Source organism: Nitrospira sp. M1, from assembly GCF_965152605.1.
Window position 1 is genome coordinate 775,407 of record NZ_OZ224217.1, and the last position, 17,506, is coordinate 792,912.

A 17,506-nucleotide genomic window follows, 5' to 3' on the forward strand; every position below is an offset into this window, starting at 1 on the left:
ATTAGCGAAGGCCGGAGCGTTCGATCAACAACATCGTGGGTTCACGAAGCTTTGCCAGCTGAGCGAGTGGAACTTGTGCGACGTGAAAACTTTTTCGTGGGGGAAGGGCTGGGTCCGCCTTGACCTCGTGGTGGATCGGGTATTCTTTATTGCGGTCGGCAAACATGTGTTGACCGGGTTGTGAGATGAGGAATTGAATTAATTTTTTGGCTTCTGCGGTATGCGTGGAATGTGTCACGACTCCAATGCCGGTGGCATTCATGATCATGCCCATCTCACCTGTTTTTTGATCCGTGAGGAGTGGCGCAATCGGTGCATCGGCATGCTCTGCTAGATAACGGTAAATGTAATAGTGGTTTACGAGTCCCATTGCAACCTTGCCTTTAGCCACGGCATCTACGATTTGTCGATTTTTCCCATAGATGAAATTTCCGGCATTATCTCGAATACCCTTCAAAAAGGTTTCTGTTCGTTCGTCTCCTTTGACGGCACTAATGACGGAGACCCCGGCTTGTAGATACTCACTGTTTGCAGTAGGAATAGCCAGCTTCCCCTTCCATTTTGGATCGGCGACATCAAGAATTGATGTGACCTGGTCGGGCTGCATCATGGTGGTATTGTAAACAATGACCCAAATTCTTCCTGATAGACCAATCCAGCTATTATCGGGCGCCCGGAACGCCGGTGGAATGATGTGCTTGATGCCGTCAATTTTCATGGGTTTGAGTAATTGAAGCTCTCTGGCCCGTTCAAGCGTTCCAGCGTCGTTGGTGATGAACACATCAGCTTGTGTGTGTGGCCCTTCAGCTTGTATGCGGTTGACTAACTGCGTGCTGCTTCCCGTCAATAATTGAATCTGTATGCCAGTTTTATCTTGAAACGTGTCCAATACTGGTTGAATGAGTCGCTCTGCGCGTCCTGAATAGACGACGAGTTGATCGGCGGCCATACTCATGGCTGGAAGCATCACGAATATGGTAACGAAGAAAAGTAGCACTCGTCGCATTTGGACGCTTTGGGAAGTTCGAAGCGTAGGAAGAACAGTCATCGTCAATCCTTTTCCTTTTTTAATGAGCACTGTCGACCTGGTAGGGTGCTTGTGCGGTTAACGGGCGGCTGCAATTTTTGCAATTTCCACTGGATAATCGGATAGGATCGCAATAGAGTTCTAACCGATGGGTCTTGATGGAAAATCCATTTTTTGCGGCGACTTCTTCCTGGAGTTCTTCGATCTGACAGTTTTCAAATTCAATGATTTTTTCACATGCCGTGCAGATAAGATGGTCGTGATGACCCTTGTGCGCAATGTTGTCGAATTGCGTTTGCGAGCCAAAATGTTGTTCTTGTGCGACACCCATGTCGCAGAACAGTTTGAGCGTCCGGTACACGGTAGCGAGTCCGATGTGTGGATCTTTCTTTGAGAGGAGACGATACATTTGCTCAGCGGTCACGTGCTCCATCTTTAAGAAATTACTTAAAATGTTTTCACGCTGACGTGTGAGCTTGAGATTATTTTTCGTTAAGTGGTCCTTGAGGAGCTGCAGTTCTTTCGAGTTCTTTGCCATAACGAGAAAAGCCCTTTTTGAAAAGAGGCATATTAAAACTCAAAACGATCACATGGTCAAGTTTGTAGCCATTTCAGTACTTGGGTTTCATTGTACCAAACCTCGTGGGACCCACTCCTTGACCCTCCCATTTAATGGCCGCTAGACTTGAACACCTGTAATCCCAATGTTAAGGCTGCTACGAACTCAAAGAAAGACTGGACATACATTGGCCATTGGGCTAGTAAACAATCGTGTTCAAGAACACCTGTAATCCTAGTGTTAAAGCTGGATGCTGATTCTAAGCAAAGTCTGAACATACGTGAGGGTATGGCCCCTTCACCGACCGTATCCAAGGCCACCTGTAATCCCAGTGTTAAGGCTGCTATGGACTCAAAGAAAGACTGGACACACATGGGCCATTGGCCTAGTCAACAAGTGTATCCAAGAACACCTGTCAAGAGAGTATCAAGTGGGGGTACGGCGTCAGTCAAACAATTTATCAACACTATCGAAAAATTTTAGAACGATCGTAGCCAAGACACCTATAATCCCGATGTACAGGCATGAGTAAGATCCAGGCGACGTATCGGGATACGGGAGTAACTGGCTTATTGATCGTTGGTGTTCTAATCTGTTGCTCTTGAAATATCAGAAGTTAAAGGACGATAGCCAGCGATATTTCGAGGATTATGGTGAAACATACAAGCGTACCTCAAGAATTCTCAGCATTATTTTTGTTAGCGTCTATAGCCGTTCCAATTTCCTTCCGTCTGTACGACGTGTGTTTTTGCGCTGTGCACATGATGTACATTCGGTTGGAAGTTATTTGGTTTCGCTATAGTTGTAAAGGATCGAGACCTTCATGCGAAAGCCTTCCGATATTACTGTTGACCGCGCTCTGTTGCTGTATTTACTCAATTTAGCCGAACCCCATGGGTTTATGAGTGACGTAAAATTCCAACAACTCATGTTTCTCAGTGAATTGCAAATGTTGGGAAAAGGGCTCAAGGGCCTGCATTTTGAATTTATGCGTTTTGCCTACGGCGCATTTAGCAAAGATGTGGATAACGATCTGTTGTTCTTACGGAGAAAAGAACGGTTGGAAAACTTTAGTCTGACTGACCAAGCCCAAGGGGTGGTGGAACTGGTCGACCAGGCTGTCAAAGAATCTGAAGTACATGAGCAAATCCTGGAAATTCTTCAAGAAGTTGTTGCCACGTATGGGCCGCAAGATAATGGTCAAGTCATGGAATCGGTCGAAGCGATTGAAATTAGTTCAACCGATGAACTTGAGGAAAAAATCGCCATTCGTGATATTTCGTTTCATACCATCATGCTGGTGCCGTCTCGAATTGACGTGACTGGTGAGTTTACGATCTCATCCGCGCAATTGGCTCGATTCAATAAGGCTCTTGGAGCTTAGGTGGTAACTGTCGGAAGAATCCATTACGACTCTGTCTCGCGAGAGGTGAAACGTGAGACGAAGAAAGCCCGTTTCATCTGAAAGCCTTTTCGTCTCACGTTTTACTTGGATGTTTGAAATTCCCTACTTCTTCTTTTTCGTAGATTTTTCCACGGTGATTGAGTCTTTGAGCATCGTTAACTTCTTTTCTCCAATACCCTTTACCTTGGCTAAATCCTGAACGTTCTTAAAATCCCCGTTCTTCTTTTTATATTCCATAATCCGTTCTGCCAATGCAGGCCCGATGCCCGGAAGTGTTTCAAGCTGAGACGCTGTGGCGTTGTTGAGATTAATCGGCATTTGTCCTGCAAAACTGACGGCAGAACCCAGAAGAAGTGCTGAACAAAGCAGTGAAAGAATACACACGCGTTTAAGAAAAGATCGTAGCGGCATTGAAGCCTCCTTTGTATGTAAAAAGAGCGAATGGGGTCGCTCTGAATAGATGAATAGAGAGGAAGAGGTCACACGCTATTGGCCTTGCTCTCTCCTCCTAGATGAATGTTCTGGAGGGTAGCCTATGTTTCGGACGAGAGAGGGTCAATTAGTCTTCTGGGGTATATGAGGGGAAAAAAGGTGAAAAGTAGAAAGTGAAGAATGTAAAAGTGAGATGAAGTAGAGAGAATGGACGTTGCGATAGACCGTGTTTGACGAGATACGAATTACGAGCGACGAGATACGTTTGTGTCCAGAGAAAAGTCATACAGTTGACTGAATTTTGTTTCGAGATAATTTAGGAATGGTTCTGGACTAAGGGCCTGTCCCGTCACGCGGCGAATGAGTTCTTCCGGCGGGTATTGCCGTCCCCATCGATGCACGTGTTGATTGAGCCAACCTTTGAGTGGAAGCATGTTGCCTTCCGCTATCCCATGTTCAAGATTGGGAATGTCCTGTTTGGCCTGATCATAGAACATCGATGCGTACAGATTGCCCAAGGTGTAGGTAGGGAAATACCCGAATGCGCCGAAAGACCAATGAACATCTTGCAGGATCCCGTTGGTATCGCTGTCTGGTGTGATTCCCAAATAGTCGAGCATTTTTTCATTCCAGATTTCAGGAAGGTCTTCTACATGGATACGTCCCTCGATAAGGTCAAGCTCTATTTCGAATCTCACCATAACATGCAGATTATAGGTTAACTCATCAGCTTCCACGCGCACGAGGGAGGGTTGGACGTTGTTGATTGCCAAGTAAAAGTCATCAAATGCGACATCGCGGAGTTGATCAGGAAATGTACGTTGTGCAAGGGGAAAGAAATGTTTCCAAAAAGGCCGAGACCGGCCGACGGCGTTTTCCCACAGCCTTGACTGACTTTCATGAATGCCTAATGATACGGCTTCACTGAGCGGTGTGCCGTAATGTTCAGGCAGGAGGCCTTGTTCATACAGGCCATGACCACCTTCGTGGATGCAGCTAAACAAACAGGATTGAAAGTCTTTTTCGAACACGCGTGTGGTAACGCGTACGTCGTTGGGATGAAACGAGGTGGTGAAGGGGTGGGCTGATTGATCTAATCGGCCATGATCGAATCGATACCCCATTGCTTTAAGCACCAATTCCCCAAACTCAATCTGTTTGGTGTTGTCGAATGATTGCGTCATAAGCGCTTGGTTGGGTTTGATCGAGGCCTGAAGCACCTGGTGAAGTAATGAGACGAGACGCGGTCGTAATGTGGAGAACAGAGGTTTCAACGTTGCGACCGTTGAGCCAGGTTCATACTCATCCAGCAGCGCGTCATATGGGGAATCCGTATATCCAAGATATTGCGTTTCTTCGAGTTTGAGAGAGACGATGGTGCGAAGATTGGGTAGGAAGGCGAAAAAGTCATTTTTCTTCCTGGCGTCAATCCAAACTTGTTGCGCCAAGGAACATTCACGTTCCAGTGTATTCACAAATTCTGAAGGGAGTTTTTTTGCATGATGAAAGTCACGCCAGACCTCACGGATGAGTGCTTGAGAGGAGTCTGATAATGCTGTTTGGGCTTTTTCGAGAAGGTGTCCAGTTGGGAGGTCAACCCAGGCGGCTAGGAGCTTCTCGGTTTCCGGGGAGATGAGAGCATCGTGTGCCAGTGTTTGGAGTGTAGCAATTTGCTCGGCCCGGGCAGATCCTCCGCCAGAGGGCATGTATGTTTCCTGGTCCCAGGAAAGTACGGCGCCGGCATCTTTGAGATGGTGAACCTTGAGTAAGTGCGACTTGAGTTCATCGAGTGACTTGTCGTCATTCACAGAACATGCTCCTTGGTTATTGTGTCCTGTCGTGAGGAATTTCGAGCAACTGTACGACAGGTATCGTCGTTTGGCAATGGGGAAATGGCCATAGATGTTTTACGTCCAATCCGGAAGTTGAAGACTATTTCGTTCGGTTAAGGGTATGGAATTCACCAATCCAAAGCCCTTGCGGATGGATTCAAGGTTTTTTCCATCTGCCATGGACTGCAAAGAGGTCGGATGGCTATGCTATGCTCGTGACGGGTTGAACTGAAGAGGAATAATCGATTCGTGAAGCCTTTAGTCTTACCGGAAATTGAAGCCTATGCCGAAGCGCATTCGATGGCCGAATCGGATGTGTGTCGGCGTGTGCGAGAAGAAACCTATCGGACGATGGATTTGCCGCAGATGGTGGTCGGTCCGTTAGAAGGCGCGTTTTTAAAAATGATGACACGTGTTGTCAAGGCCACACGTGTTCTTGAAATTGGGACATTTACTGGCTATAGCGCACTTTGTTTTGCCGAAGTGTTGCCTGCTGATGGGCAGGTTATCACCTGTGATATCGATGTCCAATCGACAACACTCGCTAAAAAGTATTTTCACGAAAGTCCGCATGGACAGAAAATCGAGATCAAACTTGGTCCGGCCTTGGATACGCTTCAGACAATTACCGGTCCGTTCGATCTCATTTTTATCGATGCCGATAAGGTGAACTATGTCCATTATTATCAGCGGGCCATGGAATTGTTGACGAAGCGAGGCGTCATATTGATTGACAATGTGTTATGGGGTGGAGATGTTGTTCAGGCACCACCAGTTGATGACTCAACCACGGCCATTCAAGAGTTAAACCGTATGGTCCATACCGACCCTCGTGTGTCTGCGGTGTTGGTGACAATTCGGGATGGTGTGCTCGTTATCACTTCGAATGGCCAGTAGAGTGTAAGTCATGGATCACGTACTTCTCACATCATTATTGCTTGGGCTGGCCCTGGGTATTGCGCATGCCCTGGATCCTGACCACCTTGTTGCCGTTGGCACGTTAGCGGCAGAGTCTAAAAACCTTCGGCGATCGGCATTGATGGGAATCATCTGGGGTATTGGACATACCTGTGCCTTAGGGTTGGTCGGCGCTCTTGTCTTGAGCTTGAAGTGGACGATTCCCGAACAGCTTGCAGCTGGATTGGAAGCGGTTGTCGGGGTGATGATCCTCGCGCTTGGCGTGCATCTCCTCTGGCGATGCTGGCAACCCTGGACCGTGCATGTTCATGAGCATCGTCATGATGAAACGACGCATTCCCATGTTCACCTTCATGGGCATGATCAGCAAGCCCATGGACATCATATTGGGGGTTCGCAAGTGAAGGCCTTAACCGTCGGATTTATTCATGGCGTGGCAGGAAGTGCCGCACTGAGTTTAGCTGTGATGACCACGATGCCTTCCTTGACGATGGGTATGAGTTATATCGCCGTATTTGGTCTCGGCTCAATTGGCGGCATGTTGCTCATGAGTACGTTGATCAGTCTTCCATTTGTGTTCGTTCCAGGAACATGGCATTACAATATGAAGGTCAGCGCTGCGCTTCTAGCCATTGGGTTTGGTGGGTATTTCACATGGTCGGTTCTTGGGTAACTCTTCCTTTTTCTCTCCTTTCTGCCATCTACATTGTCATGACTCGAATCTTGTGAAAGACGGTGAAGCGTCATTCGTGCCTGCGCGCTGTAGCGCTTCGGCGCGCAAGCGTGAAGAGTCAATGAAAATCAGAAGACTCTTTCTATGAATAGCGAGCGACGAAATACGAACGACGAGACACGAAGACTTGTTGACCTTAGGTGTTTAACCCTGAGGAACATCACGACGGTAGATCTTGTGGGTTCATTTCTGCTGTACACAATGCCTATCAATTAGGCAGTTTGGTGTAAATGATCGACGTTGCTGTGTGAAGTGATTCCATTCCAAGGTTATGCACAACCTTTTCCCCATTATCAGGGGATAGAGGAACATCAAAAAAAATTAACCAAATTGTCCTCGGATACGGTAAGTTGAATGATCGAGAGTGCTCCTATAGGCAGCGTGCGTTAGCAGGTGCATTTTGAAAACATGTGCATCAACTGAGAGAGCGCGAAATGCAACTTCGTATGTATGAAAGTTTATCGGAATGGCTATAGCGGAGACTCAAAACCACATATTGGGGGGAATGGATCGAAGCAAAGTGTTTGTTTACTAATCCACAACAGGAAGAATCAAGTGTGAGGGATAGGGTGTAGCGCGATGAATCGTCAAGGTAGGATTCTTGCCAGGCAGGACGGCAAAGTGATCTTTGTCGGCGCCGGCGATTGTGAGTCGGATTTGATGGTCTTGTTGAAATTGATAGGATGTCGGAAGCAGATCGAAAGAAAGCTTGGCGACTGTGCCGGGGATGAGCGGTGATGCGTGTTGGCGAGTGAACGTTCTGTACGGAATGCCACTGGGATAGTACTTGGGGGAGGTCACGACTTTTCTATGCAGTGCTCGTAGCTGACCTTCTGTAACATAAGTGGCTGTTCCAGTTTCATCGATATCTTCAAGATAGGCAAAGATTGTGGCATCGGTTGTGTTTGCGCTCAGATACAGTGTGACGAGTGGATGACCGGTGACTTCCATTGATCGTTCCAAAGGCATCGATGTATAGAGCAGCAGATGTTCGGGTTTTTGGTTGCGGTCGGCATAGGGCGTGTCTAGAGATTTCCCAATCAATGTATCCCAACGGCTGTTGTGACCAGTTCCGACGGACGTGTTGGCAACATACTGATCTGTGCCCGTATCTTCCTCCAGATGATGTGCTGTGAGTTGATGATCAGTTCCAAAATAATATTGGAAATTTCGTGCGGCGGGTGGCCAGATGTCACTGGCATTCCATCGTTCTTTGCCCATGGTGAAGTAATGGATAGGGGCTTCATTCTGAATGCCAGTGTCGATGTCTTGTAAGTGATAATCAAAAAACTTCAGAAGCTCACCTTGGTGATCGAATGCTGACGGTCCACTATTGAATGGACTGATATTTTGCTTTCCCCCGTGGTCCCACGGTCCAACGATGAGCTTGTTGGCGGATGTGTTGTGTCGAAGTTGCCGCTTGATCGCCGCCAGCTGATAGCCTCCATCTAACCACCCGCTATAGCTATATATCGCAGCGCCGGAATCGGCGATCTCGTTGGCGTAGTGTAGCGTACTCAAGTTGTCGATGCTGGGGATGGCCTTTGACAGAGGAATATCATCGCGGAAGGTGAGTGCAAGCGCTTGTGTGTGTGGACTCCAGTTTACATGATGTTCCGTGAGCGCGGAGTTCAGACGCGAGCGACCATTGTCCTCATCGACAGGACTCACTCCATGCACAAATGCTTGTGCTATCCAACTACTAAACGGTAGCTGATTCTGGTCAAGTTGATTATTGATATAGGTCCATGTTTTGGTGAACCAACTCAGGTGAATACCGCCGGGAAACGCAATTTCTGGATACAGATCATATCCAGAAAAAAGCGGGGCCACAGCCTTGACGGCAGGATGCTTGTTGACGAGAAGCATTTCTGCTGCCGCTCCAGCATAAGATATTCCGAGAGCTCCGACGCGTCCATTCGACCACGGCTGCTGTATGAGCCACTCGACGATGTCGGCACCATCTTGAATTTCTTTTGGTGCATAGGCATAAGGACGTGACCCGAACGACGCACCGGAGCCTCGTACATCCACATCGACCCAGACATATCCATTGGCAAGAAATCGCGTTGCATAGATTCCCATTAACCCGCGTGGCTTTTTATCTTTAAAGAGAGACATGGGCCAACGGTAGTCAATTGATCGCCAGTAGCGTGTTTGGTGCAGAATGGTGGGGTGGCGGGTTCCCTTTTTTTTCTTGCTGGGTTGATAGACGGTAATGGCAATCCTTACGCCATCGCGCATGGTGAGGTATCGAGAAAACCGCGTGTATTCAGAATGCTCTAGCGACGCATTGCCATGATACGGACGAGGAATCGATTGTGCGGCATCGGTGTGTGCCGAGACTGAGTCGAGACTTCCCGAACACAGGATCGCACAGGCAAGGGTTAATAAAGAAACCTTGGGGTCCCACAATCGGAGTGTCCGTGATATGGTAACGACAGTGTTGTGGAATGCGATCATCATTGAATGTGCGGCCTCCAAGTAACAATGCGAAGCCTGGCAATAAAAATATTGTTGCCAGTGACATTTTGAATGAGCGCTAACGTAAGCCCGATATCTTTTGCGATGGAAAGAATAGACTTATCATACAGGCAATGAGTGGCATGAGCTACTGGATATTGAGTTGGGATTTTTAGGTGTCAGGCATTGTTTGTTCATCGTATTCACACGTATTTCACGCGAATCGTCAGTATCTGAAACGTAAAGGGGACGGAATGGAGAGTCATAATCATTCGCCGGCAATCGCGGCTGTCGCGTTTGACCTTGATGGGCTGATGGTGAATACGGAAGAACTCTACACCGAAGTTGGTGGAGTCTTATTGGCACGACGTGGCAAGCAGGTGACTCGTGAGTTGCTTGATAACATGATGGGACGTCAAAGTTCCGTGGCCTTACAGGTCATGATTGATTGGCACCAGCTCGATGCCACTGTTGCACAGCTTCAAGCGGAAACGGATGAGATCTTTTCCAGATTGTTAGAGGATCGGTTAGCTCCGATGCCAGGCTTGTTATCGTTGCTAGCAAAGCTGGAGACGCGCAAGATTCCGAAAGCCGTGACAACCAGCAGTCGACGGAAGTTTGTCATGCGTGTGCTTGATCTCATCGGTGCCGCGGATCGGTTTGAATTTCTCTTGACGGCAGAAGATATTGTCAATGGCAAGCCGGATCCAGAAATTTATTGCAAGGCTGCGCAACGGTTTCAGGTCGATGCGGCGCGCATGCTAGTGTTGGAGGACAGTGAAATCGGCTGTTGTGCGGCCATTGCCGCCGGTGCGTATACGGTCGCTGTGCCTGGTGAGCATAGCCAAAACCATTCTTTCTCAGGTGTGAACCTCATCGCAAGCAGTTTATCCGATCCTGTCATTGATCGCGCATTACATTTCCACGCTGACTTTCGGTAATGCGGAGTCTGTGAATGACTGGTCTTTAGTACGAAGAGTCGAATCATCGAATTGAGTGTGTATGGCCTCTGCGTTTTCCCATGCGCTTGTGGCGTTTGCCATAGGACGTTCACATCGATGGACAGTCGATCCGCAACGTTTTTGGTTATTGACCATTGCCTGCTCCATTCTGCCCGACCTTGATGTTCTTGCATTTACGATTGGCATTTCCTACGAGCACGTCTTGGGACATCGGGGGCTGACGCATTCCCTTTCTTTTGCCGTTGTCTTAGGGATAGGCGTTGTGCGATTTGGATTTTCGCACCTTGGACTAAGCTCTAGGCATGCATGGATGCTTGTGGCGCATTTTTCCATTGTCACCGCGTCCCACGGCTTTTTGGACGCGCTAACCGATGGAGGCCTTGGTGTCGCGTTTTTTGCCCCGTTTGACAATGCGCGGTATTTTTTCCCCTGGACTCCTGTGAAGGTGTCTCCCATTGGTATTGGTAGTTTTATCAGTGAACGAGGGTTACACGTATTGGGCAGCGAGGTGATATGGATTGGAATGCCGGTTGGTATCTGGTTGACAGGAATGTGGGCAAGACGCAGGTGTTCTCGCAACAAGGAAGACTAGGGATCGGTCGAACGGCTCCAATAACGGCCTTTTTCTCAATAACCGTCTGAAAAACTCAAAGCTCAAGTAGAATATTCGAGGGAAAAACAAAAAGAGAGGTGGTGTGCGGCATCAACAGCTATCCGTCTTTCCCGGAAAAGAGCCGAAAGATCTTAAGAACAAAAAGGAGCAGCAGCAAAAATTACTGTACCTACCTTTTTGTCTGGGCGTTGATATAGGAGTTGCCAGACAGAATCGGTAGTTGAAAGTCTAAGAGTTTTCGCAGTTCAAACTCAGCCCCTTCGCGAAATCGTTCTGCGTCGTGTTCCGCAGGAAAGGGGCCATAGACTCTGGATCCCAAGACATTGCACGTCACTCGAACGAACCATTCTTCGAATCCTTTTTTTCGGCCCTTTTTAAAGATGGTGGATTTTTCTGCAATGCCGGCTTGTGTTGCCATGAAAGACCTCCTAACGTGTAAGACGTTTTTCCACACCATGGAGTAGAAAGTTCCATGAGATGGACAAAAAGAGAACATTCAGATTGAACACGGATGATGCCGGGATAAATTTATACCGCAATGGGTATGGTTAGGATAGAACCAAGCATACAATACTTTGTATGCTTAAGTAAAGTATTTTAAGGTTTTTGTTTGAGTGAGAACTGCTTGAGAATTTCTGAATGCCGAAAGCAGTCAGTCGTGTGGTCATTCACCATGCCGGTTGCTTGCATAAAGGCATAGCAAATTGTCGATCCAACAAATGAAAACCCTCGTTGCTTGAGGTCCATGCTCATTGCATCAGACATCGTCGAACGGGAAGGAACCGTTTGATGATCGGCCCATCGATTCTGAATGGGGTTGCCATCGACAAATTGCCAAATATACTGATCGAAACTTTCAAAACTTTTTTGAATCTGCAGATAGGATTTGGCATTGCCCACAGCGGCTGCTATTTTACGTCTGTTGCGAATGATATCGGCATTTTGCAGAAGTTGTTGAATCTTTTTGGGACCGTATCTAGACATTTTTTGTGCGTCGAAATAATCGAAGGCCACGCGCAAGGCCATGCGTTTTTGCAGAATCGTGTGCCAGCTTAAGCCGGCCTGCATGCCTTCGAGAATGAGGAATTCAAAGAGTTGCCGGTCATCATGAAGGGGAACGCCCCATTCTTGGTCGTGGTATGTGATGTCTAAAGCCTTTGTGGCCCATGCACAACGTATCATGACGTTATCCGTTTGTTCGCAAATCCGTGCAGAATGCTCGCTGTGAGAATCAGCGCGTCATAGCCGTTGAATTTTATCATTAATCGATTAACTCTGTGTGTCCTATGCCCTCTGGTTCGAAAAAAGTCATCTACGCCGCGTTAATCGGCAATGCCTTGATTGCGGTTACCAAGTTTGCCGCGTCAGCTTTGACGGGGAGTTCAGCAATGCTAGCTGAAGGTATTCATTCATTGGTGGATACCGGGAATCAGGGGCTGTTGCTCTATGGACTACATAAAGCCAAGAAGCCTGCCGATGAAAAATTTCCCTTTGGTCATGGCAAGGAAGTGTATTTTTGGAGTTTTGTGGTTGCCATATTAATCTTTGCATTGGGGTCAGGGATCTCACTCTATGAAGGAGTCTTGCATATCTTTCATCCCGAGCCAGTCGAGAACCCGATGATTAATTATATTGTGTTGGGGTTGGCTTTGATCTTTGAGGGCGGGGCATGGTTCTTTGCTTTCAAAGAATTTTCAAACGCAAAAGGCAAGTGGTCGTACATGCAAGCGGTTCAGCGTGGAAAAGATCCAACGATATTCATGGTCTTGTTTGAAGATACGGCTGCCGTCCTGGGGCTGGTGGTGGCGTTTGTCGGAATTTGGTTGGGGCAGGTGACAGGGCTTGCATATCTAGATGGAGCAGCCACAGTCATAATCGGGTTGATTCTGGGGGGGACGGCAGTCTGGTTGGCCTACGAAACGAAGGGACTATTAATCGGTGAAAGTGCAAATCGTGAAGTTGTGCAGAGTATTCGGCAGATTGCCGGAGGTTTTTCCGAAGTCACGCATGTGAACGAAGTCCTCACCATGCATATGGGACCTGAATTTATTTTAGTGAATGTGAGTGTGGCGTTTTACGATGGGTTACCTTCCGAACAGGTGGAATACACGATTGACACGATTGATCGGCGAATCAAAGAGGCGCATCCCCGTGTCAAACGAATTTTTATCGAGGCGGAAAAACGAAAATGGAAAAGCCCGGAAGCAGAGGAGATCGTTTCATAGATCGCGCATAAAGCCTGTCCATGAATGCTGGGAATTTTTTAAGAAGTCTGGGGGTGTAAAGTCTAATGTTCATCGACAGCACCTTAGACTGAAGACTGATAGCTTTAGACGTGTATCAAGCAATGAGATTTTCTTCGGTAGCGTGTAGACTGACTGCAGGTTAGTCCTTATCTTGATTGGTGATCTCAACAACGACTGGACAATGATCGGATAATCGTTGATAGGCGGCAGGGTAGGCGCCTTTCATTCTTTGGCATTTGGCGACACCGCAATACCCTGTCACGCGGGCTTTGGTATCTTTGACTTCTTTCATGCCTTTTGTCACGAGTACATGATCAAGCCAGCCGCCACGGCCGCGAAAGTAATGTGAGCACTGCGGTGTGAGCGTGAGGTCATCAAACCCTGGACTTTCGTTTCCGACTTTCCGACGGACATGTTTTAATTCGGATGTCTGCGATTGACGGTCTCCGGCACCCATCGTATTGAAATCACCAAGGATCACGACGTCCTGATCTTGTTTGAGCAACGGAGCTACGGTACGGTCAATACGATTTAAGGCCTTGTGACGCTCCTCGACGGCAAAAACGGTTGGACCCGATTTGAGGTGAAGTCCAATGAGATGAAAGTCCGCGCCATGCGTTCTTCGAGACTTGACATGAACGTATTGTCCGGGCCGGAGTCCATACGTACAGGCTTTCTTCGGGGAGTTGGCTTTTGAATTAAATTGCCACAGGCTTTCAAATTGAGAAAGCTTAACGTGAGTATCATTCCACAATAGGCCAATATGATGGTCGTTCGGCCGGCCACAGGGTTGTCGGTACCATTTCCACTTCCCTCCTGTTTTCTTGGCGAGTATTCTGGTGAGTGTGTCCCACGCATTATCCGCGAGAGATGTTGCGAGACTTTCTTGGACGGTTAAGATGTCAAGTTGCATCCACACGAGCGTACAGATCAGCCAATCAATATCAGTGGGTTTGGCGGATGAATGCTGTTGGTCCTTGGGTTGCCCGATGGGAAACCATCGAAGATTCCACGTGGCAAGGCGTATGGTTTTTTCTGAAGCGTGAGCCATCCGTCCTCCGTCCCGCACCACATGTTCGCATCCTTCACGCGAATTCCAGACTTTGGCTTCATCTTCTTTTGATGATGGCGATCGTGAGGCAGATTGGGCATGGATACGTTTGGTGTCTTGTGAATCGTTTGCTGGAGGTGGAGCATTGGCTCGAATGTATTTGATGCTGACCCAGGCCTGTTCTCCTGTAGGCAGGCGGATGCTGAGCCATTGCCCATCCGATGCGATGTCTTCGAGCGTCACTTGTGTTCTTGTTGGAACATGTTTCCAGTAATTCGGAGGGTGTTCTTGATGGAGCGGGACGCCAACGGGTTTTGTCGCTTGGAGGATGATGGGCCGTCCCACTTCAAATTCTTGGGCAAACACTGAAGTGGTGCCCGCGAAATGTACAATTGCCACATAGAATAGGAGTCGAACGATCGGTGCCATAGGCCCCCTTGTCAGGTGAGACATCCACCGCCATTGGTACGTGGAGTAGCAAGAGTCGGTTCTTTGTTGGGGCGTTTGTCGTTGTCTGACGAGACCGTGAGAAGGCTCGCAGCCAACATATACCCAGTATGAGTTATCCTAAGATGGCGAGTAGGTAATGTCTAGCATGCGACACGAAATACGTATCGATTAAGATAAGCTGATCGCATAGTTTTGGGAAGGTCTTCGTTGGTATGATCGCTTTTTTGTCACCTTGAACTGTTGGAGAAGATCATGACTCATAGCAATATTGAAATTGCCAATCACGCCGTGTTGGAGCCGATTCTGGATCTTGCGAAAAATCGACTGGGTCTTTCCCAGGATCAACTCGAACCCTATGGTCGCTATAAAGCCAAGATTCCTCTTTCTGTTCTTGAATCATTTCGGGATCGTCCCAATGGTAAATTAATTTTGATGACGGCCATGTCTCCAACAACAGCGGGAGAAGGAAAAACGACGACAGCAGTTGGCCTGGTTGATGGATTGAATACGATTGGGAAGAATGCTCTTGTGGCTATTCGTGAACCGAGTGTTGGTCCGTGCTTTGGGATGAAGGGCGGCGCATGTGGTGGTGGGTATGCGCAGGTCGTCCCGATGACGGATATTAATTTGCATTTTACAGGAGACTTTCATGCAATTACCGCTGCGCATAATTTATTAGCGGCGATGGCGGATAATCATCTCTATTGGGGCCATGAACCTCGATTGGATGCCAGGCGAATCTCCTGGCGGCGTGTGATGGATATGAATGATCGAGCATTGCGAGTTGTGGCGACAGGGCTTGGGGGAGTAGCCAACGGGTTTGTGCGTGAAGCACGATTCGATATTACCGCAGCCTCTGAAGTGATGGCGATTCTTGGGTTAGCTTCTGACCTCAATGATCTTCAGCGACGTTTAGGTAATATCAAGGTGGGGCGGACCGCGAATAAAGACATGGTGTTTGCGAAAGATTTGCATGCTCAAGGCGCCATGACGGCATTGTTGAAAGATGCGATCAATCCCAATCTGGTGCAGACGTTGGAACGGAACCCTGCGTTGGTCCATGGTGGGCCGTTTGGGAATATCGCACATGGCTGCAATTCGGTTGTCGCCACCCAAACGGCATTAACGTTAGCCGATTACGTAGTGACGGAAGCTGGATTTGGCGCGGATCTCGGTGCGGAAAAGTTCTTTAATATTAAGTGCCGCCGCTCGGGGTTGCGACCGGACTGTGCTGTTGTGGTCGCAACGATTAAGGCATTGAAACTTCATGGAGGGGCCGATCCAAAACAGCTTGAGCGGGAAGATCTCAATGCGCTGCACCAGGGCATTCCGAACCTTTTACGGCATTTGGAAAATGTGAAAAAGTTTGGAGTGCCGACTATCGTGGCCATGAACCAGTTTACCTCCGACACGAAGGCTGAAATTGAGTTGGTCAAGAAAGACTGTGCGAACCTTGGGGTAAAGGTCGTGCTTGCCGAGCATTGGGCCAAGGGTGGGAATGGGGCCGTAGAGTTAGCGGAGGAAGTCGTTCGTCTGCTTGAGGACACACACGCGGACTTTCATGTCCTCTATCCTGATGACCTACCATTGGCCGATAAAGTTCGACTGATTGCACAAGAAGTGTACAGAGCCGATGGTGTCGACTTTCCCAAGCCGGTCTTAGATCGATTTGCTGAACTCGAGGAGTCTGGGTACGGTCATTTTCCTGTGTGTATTGCCAAAACCCAATATAGTTTTTCAACTGACCCCGCAAAGAAAGGGGCACCGACCGGGTTTACGATTCCGGTTCGGGAGATACGCCTCTCCTTAGGTGCAGAATTTATCGTCGTCCTGACGGGTGATATTATGACCATGCCCGGACTTCCACGGGTGCCTTCGGCTAATGCCATAGGCGTGAATGGGAAAGGCGAGATTTCAGGCTTGTTTTAAGAATGAAAGAGGATATGACGTGCCGAAAGAATGTATGACGAGGCTCCAGAGGATTTTGAAGCCCCGTCTTGTGGATCGATTTTTACATTTTGGCAACAACAAACTAATTCGAATTCTTCATTATGAGCTTGCCGTTCGTTGCTTTCGGAGCCGATAGGCTAACAATGTTCCGAAGCCGGTGCCGAAGAGTAAAATGGTCGATGGCTCTGGGTTAATGACATTCCCTCCAGGCGGAGAGGTGGGGGGCGTAGAATTGAGCGTTGCGCGCAAGGTCGATGATTCAAGGCCAATGGTGGTCACCGTTGACCCGATAATGAGCTGAGATGAGGCGACATGGAAGCCATTAACGTAGAGACCTTGAGAGCTATTCCCACTGAAGAATCCGAACCCATCTCCGGTTGGGACGTTCCACAGTTGGCCCGTTGGCGTATCGCTTCGTCCTCCTGTGAGGAACGTGCCGGTGTTTGTGTCAAAGTTGAAATTAAAGGTAGTGCCGGCTTGACCCGCCGGTAGATTCCAACTGCCCACGGATGTACCGTGTTGGAACCCTTCGATGGAAAAGCTGTCGACCTGTGCGCCGTTGATGCTGCCGATCAGGGAGTCTGCATGTGAAATCTGTCCAGACATGGAGTAGCCATCCGCGCCTTCCCATGTGATATCGTACGAAGCGGCAAAGGTGAATGACGTGAAGGTTGCAAGGCATAGCGCACTGCCAAGAATCATCCCGCCGAACAAAGAATGTTTCATCGCTGATATCTCCTTATTGAAGAGTAAGATGATACGCATCATGTCCGACAAGGGGGGGGCCGGATATAGAATTGTAAATTTCCGTTTCAGTATAGCAAAGTCACATTCACAAGCAAATGTTGTGATCATGTTGAAGGTT

16 protein-coding genes are annotated in these 17,506 nt (G+C 48.2%); 7 read left to right on the forward strand and 9 right to left on the reverse strand.

The annotated features are described in order from the left end of the window. Position 1 precedes the first annotated feature (1 nt). Together ACWHX8_RS03760 and ACWHX8_RS03765 are read right to left on the reverse strand one after the other, a co-directional pair. A complete protein-coding gene (locus ACWHX8_RS03760) occupies positions 2-1,048 on the reverse strand; it encodes an extracellular solute-binding protein (RefSeq protein ID WP_447970629.1) in 1,047 nt (348 codons plus the stop codon). A gap of 19 nt (positions 1,049-1,067) precedes the next feature. Continuing rightward, positions 1,068-1,565 (reverse strand): Fur family transcriptional regulator, encoded by a 498-nt coding sequence (locus ACWHX8_RS03765; RefSeq protein ID WP_447970630.1) that lies wholly within the window; start codon positions 1,563-1,565, stop codon positions 1,068-1,070. Between the two features lie 844 nt (positions 1,566-2,409). Between ACWHX8_RS03765 and ACWHX8_RS03770 the strand changes: the two genes are divergently transcribed. Then, positions 2,410-2,970, forward strand: coding sequence for a hypothetical protein (locus tag ACWHX8_RS03770; RefSeq protein WP_447970631.1), 561 nt, complete (start codon positions 2,410-2,412; stop codon positions 2,968-2,970). 123 nt (positions 2,971-3,093) lie between these two features. On the opposite strand, the gene ACWHX8_RS03775 is transcribed toward ACWHX8_RS03770, so the two are convergent. Together ACWHX8_RS03775 and ACWHX8_RS03780 are read right to left on the reverse strand one after the other, a co-directional pair. Next, positions 3,094-3,402, reverse strand: a complete 309-nt coding sequence (locus ACWHX8_RS03775; RefSeq protein WP_447970632.1) for a ComEA family DNA-binding protein — start codon at positions 3,400-3,402, stop codon at positions 3,094-3,096. 266 nt (positions 3,403-3,668) lie between these two features. Further along, positions 3,669-5,231, reverse strand: a complete 1,563-nt coding sequence (locus ACWHX8_RS03780) for a carboxypeptidase M32 (protein WP_447970633.1) — start codon at positions 5,229-5,231, stop codon at positions 3,669-3,671. A 273-nt stretch (positions 5,232-5,504) separates the two neighbouring features. Between ACWHX8_RS03780 and ACWHX8_RS03785 the strand changes: the two genes are divergently transcribed. After that, on the forward strand, positions 5,505-6,152 hold the full coding sequence (locus tag ACWHX8_RS03785; RefSeq protein WP_447970634.1) for an O-methyltransferase: 648 nt from the start codon (positions 5,505-5,507) through the stop codon (positions 6,150-6,152). A gap of 10 nt (positions 6,153-6,162) precedes the next feature. Beyond that, positions 6,163-6,846, forward strand: coding sequence for an urease accessory protein UreH domain-containing protein (locus tag ACWHX8_RS03790; protein ID WP_447970635.1), 684 nt, complete (start codon positions 6,163-6,165; stop codon positions 6,844-6,846). 591 nt (positions 6,847-7,437) lie between these two features. Here ACWHX8_RS03790 and ACWHX8_RS03795 read toward each other — a convergent pair. After that, positions 7,438-9,372 carry a CocE/NonD family hydrolase gene (locus tag ACWHX8_RS03795; RefSeq protein WP_447970636.1) on the reverse strand — a complete coding sequence of 645 codons (1,935 nt, stop codon included), beginning with the start codon at positions 9,370-9,372 and terminating at the stop codon, positions 7,438-7,440. 251 nt (positions 9,373-9,623) lie between these two features. Here ACWHX8_RS03795 and ACWHX8_RS03800 point away from each other — a divergent pair, with 251 nt between their 5' ends. Both ACWHX8_RS03800 and ACWHX8_RS03805 read left to right on the forward strand, forming a co-directional pair. Then, positions 9,624-10,310, forward strand: a complete 687-nt coding sequence (locus ACWHX8_RS03800) for an HAD family hydrolase (protein ID WP_447970637.1) — start codon at positions 9,624-9,626, stop codon at positions 10,308-10,310. Positions 10,311-10,371: 61 nt separating this feature from the next. Then, positions 10,372-10,923 carry a metal-dependent hydrolase gene (locus ACWHX8_RS03805; protein ID WP_447970638.1) on the forward strand — a complete coding sequence of 184 codons (552 nt, stop codon included), beginning with the start codon at positions 10,372-10,374 and terminating at the stop codon, positions 10,921-10,923. A gap of 190 nt (positions 10,924-11,113) precedes the next feature. Here the strand turns inward: ACWHX8_RS03805 and ACWHX8_RS03810 are convergent, their stop codons facing one another. Both ACWHX8_RS03810 and ACWHX8_RS03815 read right to left on the reverse strand, forming a co-directional pair. Next, on the reverse strand, positions 11,114-11,362 hold the full coding sequence (locus tag ACWHX8_RS03810) for a hypothetical protein (protein WP_447970639.1): 249 nt from the start codon (positions 11,360-11,362) through the stop codon (positions 11,114-11,116). A 179-nt stretch (positions 11,363-11,541) separates the two neighbouring features. Further along, positions 11,542-12,126 carry a DNA-3-methyladenine glycosylase I gene (locus ACWHX8_RS03815; protein WP_447970640.1) on the reverse strand — a complete coding sequence of 195 codons (585 nt, stop codon included), beginning with the start codon at positions 12,124-12,126 and terminating at the stop codon, positions 11,542-11,544. A gap of 104 nt (positions 12,127-12,230) precedes the next feature. On the opposite strand from ACWHX8_RS03815, the gene ACWHX8_RS03820 reads away from it, so the two are divergent. Then, positions 12,231-13,169, forward strand: coding sequence for a cation diffusion facilitator family transporter (locus ACWHX8_RS03820; protein WP_447970641.1), 939 nt, complete (start codon positions 12,231-12,233; stop codon positions 13,167-13,169). Between the two features lie 160 nt (positions 13,170-13,329). Here the strand turns inward: ACWHX8_RS03820 and ACWHX8_RS03825 are convergent, their stop codons facing one another. Continuing rightward, on the reverse strand, positions 13,330-14,670 hold the full coding sequence (locus tag ACWHX8_RS03825) for an endonuclease/exonuclease/phosphatase family protein (protein WP_447970642.1): 1,341 nt from the start codon (positions 14,668-14,670) through the stop codon (positions 13,330-13,332). A 273-nt stretch (positions 14,671-14,943) separates the two neighbouring features. On the opposite strand from ACWHX8_RS03825, the gene ACWHX8_RS03830 reads away from it, so the two are divergent. Beyond that, positions 14,944-16,620, forward strand: coding sequence for a formate--tetrahydrofolate ligase (locus ACWHX8_RS03830; RefSeq protein ID WP_447970643.1), 1,677 nt, complete (start codon positions 14,944-14,946; stop codon positions 16,618-16,620). A 120-nt stretch (positions 16,621-16,740) separates the two neighbouring features. Here the strand turns inward: ACWHX8_RS03830 and ACWHX8_RS03835 are convergent, their stop codons facing one another. Then, positions 16,741-17,367: a PEP-CTERM sorting domain-containing protein gene (locus ACWHX8_RS03835; RefSeq protein ID WP_447970644.1), complete on the reverse strand. Its 627-nt coding sequence runs from the start codon at positions 17,365-17,367 to the stop codon at positions 16,741-16,743. Positions 17,368-17,506: the final 139 nt, after the last annotated feature.